This is a genomic window from Mitsuaria sp. TWR114 (genome assembly GCF_007997345.1).
Genome location: NZ_VOSR01000223.1, coordinates 1 through 6515 on the forward strand (window position 1 = coordinate 1; position 6515 = coordinate 6515).

Below are 6515 nucleotides of genomic sequence, written 5' to 3' on the forward strand. Positions count from 1 at the left end.
CCTCGCGCTGGATCACGCCGGCCAGGCCGAGCAGTTCCCCGTCCTCGAGCCGCTCGACGGCCCAGAAGCCGAAGCCCAGCAGCCAGTAGCGCGCCTCCAGGCGCTCGCGGATCCAGGCGGCGGCCTGCTCGTCGGTGCGCACCTGCGCGTCGTAGATGTGCTCGATCCACGCCGGCTCGTTGAGCAGCCCGCGGACGAAGGCCGCATCCGATTGGCGAAACCACCGCAGCCGCAGCCGCGCCGTCCTCAAGACTTCCATCCGCGCCTCCCAGCGCCCGTGAGCGTCGTCCGGCACCGGCGGGTCCGATCGGGGCCCGCCAGGCAAAAGCGGGACAATACCGCACCCCGCCGGCCCCGGTCAGCGCCGACACGCCCGGCCCCCCGAACGACTTTCTCCCGGACACCTCATGAAATTCATGCAGAAGCTGCAGGCCGCCGAGCGCCTGAACGACTCCCTGCTGTGCGTCGGCCTGGATCCCGATCCCGCCAAGTTCCCCGCCCACTGGAAGGGCGACGCCGGCCGGATCTACGACTTCTGCGCCGCCATCGTCGACGCGACCAAGGACCTGGTCAGCGCGTTCAAGCCGCAGATCGCCTACTTCGCCGCGCACCGCGCCGAGGACCAGCTCGAGCAGCTGATGGCCCACATCAAGCGCAACGCGCCGCACGTGCCGGTGATCCTGGACGCCAAGCGCGGCGACATCGGCGCCACCGCCGAGCAGTACGCCCGCGAGGCCTTCGAGCGCTACCAGGCCGACGCGGTGACGCTGTCCCCGTTCATGGGCCGCGACAGCGTCGAGCCCTACCTGCGCTACCCCGACCGCGGCGCCTTCCTGCTGTGCCGCACCTCCAACCCGGGCGGCGACGACTGGCAGATGCAGCGCCTGGCCGATGTGCCGGGCCAGCCGCGGCTGTTCGAGCACCTGGCGGCGATCGCGCAGGGCGACTGGAACACGAACGGCCAGCTCGGCCTGGTGGTCGGCGCGACCTATCCGAAGGAGATCGAGCGCGTGCGCGAACTCGCGCCGACGCTGCCCCTGCTGATCCCCGGCGTGGGCGCGCAGGGCGGCGATGCCGCGGCCACCGTCGCCGCCGGCTGGCGCCGGGACGCCGGCACGGTGATCGTGAATTCCTCCCGGGCGGTGCTGTACGCGTCCGCTGGCGAGGACTTCGCCGCCGCCGCCCGCCGTGTGGCGCTGGCGACACGCGACAGCCTGCGCCCCGCCACCGCCGCCTGACCGGGGCCTCACGGCGCTCGCCAACTAATTGGCAGAAACCCCGGGCGCGAGCCGGCAGGCGCGTGTTTCGGGATTTCTCGACGCTTCAGATCGGCCCCCGCTCGCCGAGACTCCGTTACCGGACGTTGCACTCCGAGGCCGCCGCGCGCCGAACCGGCTGACGCGGCCCTCGTCCCCTGTCGCCGCGAGAGCGACGCGCAAGGTCCCCGGACACAACGAGTTGGGCAAGGTCGAGTGAGCAAGGATTCCCAGGACGATCTGAGCAGTCTGGTGGGGCAGGAGCTGTCGCGCGGCGACCGCCTGCCCGCGACGCTGCAATGGCGCGCCGCGCGGCTGTTCATGGCCGCGTGCGTGTTGCTGTCCGGATTGGCGGGCCTGCTGCTGCTGGCCAGCGCCGGCGCGGCCGAGCCGCTGCGCGGTCTGGTGCCGCCGTCGCTCGCGCTGGTGACCACCTTCGCCGCGCTGGCCATGCTCTGGAAATTGCCCGCCGACCGCGGCCCGGCCGCCACCCTCCTGCTGATGGGCCTGGCGATGGCGACGGCGCTGTCGCTCGCCGTCTCGCGCCAGCTGGGGCTGAACGCCGCCAGCCTCGGGATCATGGGACTGATGGTCGCGCTGGGCACCAGCATGATCGGCCTGGGCGCGGGGCTGTCGCTGTTCGGCCTGGGCCTGGCGGCGCTGGGCGGACTGGCGTCCGCGGAGCTCGGCGGCTGGATCCACGTCGGCACCGAGCCGGTCGGCCTGACCGCGAGGCTGATCACGCAGCTGCTGCTGCTCAGCGCCGGCCTGGTCGTCGGCCTGGGCACCGCCAAGCTGATCCGGCGCGCGATGCAGGAGGTCAACGAGCGCCACTCGCGCTTTCGCCACCTGCTCAACATGGCGGCGGACTGGTACTGGGAGATGGATCGCCAGTTCCGCTTCACCCACCTGGCCGAGCACCACGCCGGCGCGTCCGGCCTGTCCATCGCCGAGCGCCTGGGCCGCGCGCCCTGGGAGATCGAGCACCTGGGCCTGTCCGACGAGGAGCTCGACGCGCACCGCGCCGACCTCGAATCGCACCGGCCCTTCCGCGGCCTGGTGATGCGCCGCACGGCCGAGGACGGCACGCTGCGCTACGTCTCGATCAGCGGCGAGCCGCGCTTCGACGCCAAGGGCAACTTCCGCGGCTACTGGGGCGTGGGCCGCGACGTCACCGACGAGGTCCAGACCGAGCAGGCCATGGTGGCCACCGAGACCCGCTACCGCGAGTTGTTCCGCCGCTCGCCCTCGCCGCTGGTGCTGCACCGCTGGGGCCGGGTGATGGACGCCAATCCGGCGGCGATGGCGATGTTCGGCTACACCCAGCGCTCGTCGATGATCGGCCAGGACCTGTTCTCGCATTACGAGCCCGGCGACGAGGAACGCGCCCGCCAGCGCGCCGCCAAGATCGAGGCGCTGCCGGTCGGCGCGATGCTGCCGATGACGGAATTCCGGCTGCGCACCCTGTCGCGCCGACGCCGCCTGGTGCAGGCCACCAGCGTGCGCGTGGACGCGGCCACCGGTCCGGCGACGCTGTCCTTCTTCATCGACCAGACCGAGACCTCGCGCGCCCAGGAGGCGCTGCGGCGCTCGGAGGCGCTGCTGTCGCACCTGTTCGCGACCAGCCCGGACGTCGTCACCCTCACCGAGACCGTCAGCGGCCGCTACGTGATGGTCAACAAGACCTACGAGTCGATGAGCGGCTACAGCGCCGACGAGGTGCTGGGCCGCACCGCCGAGGAAGTCGGCATCTGGCAGGACATGGAGGACCGCGAGCGGCTGATCGAGGCGCTGCGCCAGCAGGGCCGCGTCAGCGACATGTCGGCCACCTTCGTGAACCGGCGCGGCCAGGCGATCCCGATGCTGCTGTCGGCGGCGCCGTTCGTGCTCGACGGCGTGTCCTACCTGGTGGTCAACGGGCGTGACGTCAGCGACACGGAGCGCACGCGGCTGGTCCACGCGGCGATCCTGGAGAACGCCTCGATCGGCATCGCGCTGACGCGCGACCAGCGTTTCGTGCAGGCCAACCGCCTGGTGGAGGAGATGTTCGGCTGGCCCGCTGGCGGGCTGATCGGCCAGCCGGGCAGCGTGGTGTGGCCGGGCATGGACGACTACGACGCGGTCGGCCGCGAACTCGGTCCGCGCCTGGCCGCGGGCGAGCAGGTCGAGGCGGAGCGCCTGATGCGGCGCCGCGATGGCAGCCGCTTCCTGTGCCGGATCCTGGCCCGCGCGGTGGACCCCAACCACCCCAGCCGCGGCGGCACGATCTGGATCATGGAGGACGTCACCGAGCGCCGGCGCGTCGAGGCGGCGCTCGCGCAGGCCAAGGACGAGGCGCAGGCGGCCAACCGCGCCAAGAGCGCCTTCCTGGCCAACATCAGCCACGAGATCCGCACGCCGCTCAACGGCCTGGTGGGCCTGGCGCGGCTGCTGCAGCAGCCGGACCTGGCCGGCGACACCCGCAGCCACTACCTGGACCAGATGGTGGACAGCGCGGAAAGCCTGTCGGGGCTGATGTCGGACATCCTGGACCTGTCCAAGATCGAGGCCGGCCGGCTGACGCTGGAGACGGTGCCCTTCGCGCTGCGCGACATGCTCGCCACGATGCGTATGGGCTACCTGACGCTGGCGCAGGCGCGCGGGCTGGGTTTCAGCATCGACGTGGAGGACGCGGTGCCCGGCTGGGTGATCGGCGATCCGGTGCGCACGCGCCAGATCCTGAGCAACTACCTGAGCAACGCGCTGAAGTTCACCGAGCAGGGCAGCGTCGCCGTGCGGGTGCGCCGGCTGGACGAGCGGCGGCTGCGCATCGAGGTCAGCGACACCGGCCCCGGCATCGCCGAGGCGATGCACGAGCGGCTCTTCCAGCCCTTCACCCAGGCCGACGAATCGACCACGCGCCGCTACGGCGGCACGGGGCTGGGGCTGTCGATCTGCCGGGAACTGGCCACGCTGATGGGCGGCCAGGTCGGCGTGGAGAGCCAGCCGGGCGCCGGTGCGACCTTCTGGGCCGAGTTGCCGCTGCCCGCCGCGCCCGCACCGATGAGCGCCCAGCGCCGTGCGCCGGCGGACGACGCGGAGCTCGCGGGGCGCCGCATCCTGATGGTCGAGGACAACCCGGTGAACATGATGATCGCGGTGGCGATGCTGGAGCAGTGGGGCGCGGAGGTCTCGCAGGCCAGTGACGGCAGCCAGGCGGTGGAGGCGGTGACGGCGGCGGCCAGCATGGGCAAGCCCTTCGACGCGGTGCTGATGGACGTGCAGATGCCGGTCATGAGCGGCCACGAGGCCACGCGCCAGCTGCGCCAGCGCTACGACCCCGCGCAGTTGCCCATCGTCGCGCTGACCGCCGCGGCACTGGTGCAGGAGCGCGACGAGGCCCTCGGCGCCGGGATGAACGAGTTCCTCACCAAGCCCATCGACGCGCAGCGGCTGCGGCAGGTGCTGGTGAGGCTGACGGCGGGGTGATGGCCGCGACGTGGTTTTCCCGCATTTCAAGTGCGAGAAAACCACGAGATTCGCTCCGAAATCGCCTGAATCTTGAGATAAGGCGGTCGCTCTGGTAATTTTCGCGCACTTGAAGTGCGAGAAAATCACATGAGCCTCTACCTCGTCGGCGAGAACCTGGACGCCAACCGCGGCTACCGCAGAGCGGAAACAGGCGAACTGATCCAGCTGATGCGCGGCATCTACGTGGACGCCGGCGATGACGCGGACGACCTCGTCCTGCGGCATGCGGTGCGCATCGCGCGCTATCTCTACCCCCGCGCCTTTCTCTCGGCCGCGAGCGCCGTGCTGCTCGCGCCGACCCGTGATGGTCGCCTCTACATCTCGGGGCAGCGCAGTCAACGCACACGGCTGCGCGGCCTGGAGATCGTCCAGAACCGCGCCCCGGCGCGCCCATCCACGATCGACGCCGTGGTCGCCGATGGATGGGGCGAGCTGCCGATCCCGGTGTCCTCCCTGCGCCAGCGCTTCCTCGAGGCGTTTCGCCTGCGCAGCGAGCACGCCCAGTCGATGGACCTGGCGATGCGCGAGGCCCTGGCCGCGCGACTCGTGCAGGAGTACGGCGACGCGCAACGCGCTGCCGACGCGCTGTGGACGCTGGCGCGCGACAACGAGTGGTACCGCGAGGGCGAAGGCGCCGAACGCTTCCTGAAGCAGCAGTCGGACAGCCCGATGCGCAACGAGGCCGCGTTCGACCTGACCGTCGCCTGGCATGGCCTTGCGCTGGGAGACCTGGCCCATGACGGCACCGAATGGCGATGGAACGCCAGCAGCGCCGGTCCGGTGCTGCCGCCGCTGATCCGCCAGACCACGCCGGGACGGTTGCCGCCGTTCATCGTGTCGCTGCTGCCGGAAGGCTGGCTGGAGTCCGTCCTGCACGACGCGAGCGACCGTGACGTCCTGCGGCGCGGCAAGCGCTACATGTCCAACATCACGATCTCGGAGCGACGCGCGGAACTGGCCGCCTTGCCGCAGGACACGCTGACGACGCGACTGGCCGACTTCACGCGGGACGGCATGTTCAGCGGCCACTACGCCGGGCCACGGCGCGACGCGATGGACGCCGACTTCGCCCACCGCCTGGCGCAGCTCTTCGCGAATCAGCAGACGCCGCGGCTGTCAGGCGTGCAGGTCAAGGCCCCCATGCACCTGGCGGCGGACGGCACGCTGCTGATCGCCACGCACCTGCCCTTCACCCACATCCTCAAGCCGGCAGGTGCCGCCGGCTTCGAAGGACTTCCGGTGGCGGAATGGATCGGGCTGACGCTGGCCCGTGGCGTGGGCTTCGAGGTCCCTGATCACGCGCTTGTCGCGATGCCCGACGAGCTGCCGGCGGCGCTGATCGTGGAGCGCTTCGACATCCGCCTTCAGCTGGACGACACCCGTCTCCTGGCGATGGAAGACCTGTGCTCGGTGCTCGCGCTCGATCCCAGGGACAAGTACACCGGCACGATGGAGCGCGTGGCCCGTGCGGTGCGCGCGCTGTCGACGTCGCCCGACGAGGACATCATGACCTTGCTGCGCCGGGCGCTCTTCGCCTGGCTGATCGGCGACGGCGACATGCACCTCAAGAACATGGCGATGCTCAAGACCGCCCAGGAAGGCGCTGCCACGTTCCAGCACGTGCGGCTCGCGCCGGTCTACGACACCTTGACGACCCGCGTGTTCCCGGGGCTCCAGCATGACGCCATGGCGCTGAAGGTGAACGGCAAGGCCCAGCGCCTGCGCCGCGCCGATTTCCTGGCCCTGGCG

4 protein-coding genes are annotated in these 6515 nt (G+C 71.2%); 3 read left to right on the forward strand and 1 reads right to left on the reverse strand.

Going from position 1 to position 6515, the window contains the following annotated elements:
* A partial coding sequence (locus FUT87_RS10010; protein WP_147240922.1) for a GNAT family N-acetyltransferase occupies nucleotides 1-259 on the reverse strand: 259 nt, incomplete at its 3' end.
* A gap of 148 nt (nucleotides 260-407) precedes the next feature.
* On the opposite strand from FUT87_RS10010, the gene pyrF reads away from it, so the two are divergent.
* From pyrF to FUT87_RS10025, 3 genes are all read left to right on the forward strand, one after another.
* On the forward strand, nucleotides 408-1238 hold the full coding sequence (gene pyrF / locus FUT87_RS10015) for an orotidine-5'-phosphate decarboxylase (protein WP_147240923.1): 831 nt from the start codon (nucleotides 408-410) through the stop codon (nucleotides 1236-1238).
* 234 nt (nucleotides 1239-1472) lie between these two features.
* Nucleotides 1473-4724 carry a PAS domain S-box protein gene (locus FUT87_RS10020; RefSeq protein WP_147240924.1) on the forward strand — a complete coding sequence of 1084 codons (3252 nt, stop codon included), beginning with the start codon at nucleotides 1473-1475 and terminating at the stop codon, nucleotides 4722-4724.
* Nucleotides 4725-4853: 129 nt separating this feature from the next.
* Nucleotides 4854-6515 (forward strand): type II toxin-antitoxin system HipA family toxin (locus tag FUT87_RS10025; RefSeq protein WP_147240925.1); only part of this gene is annotated, 1662 nt, incomplete at its 3' end.

What these genes read in the sequence shown, in the direction of transcription:
- pyrF (WP_147240923.1), top strand. Translation starts at nt 408, where the DNA reads ATGAAATTCATGCAGAAGCTGCAGGCCGCCGAGCGCCTGAACGACTCC.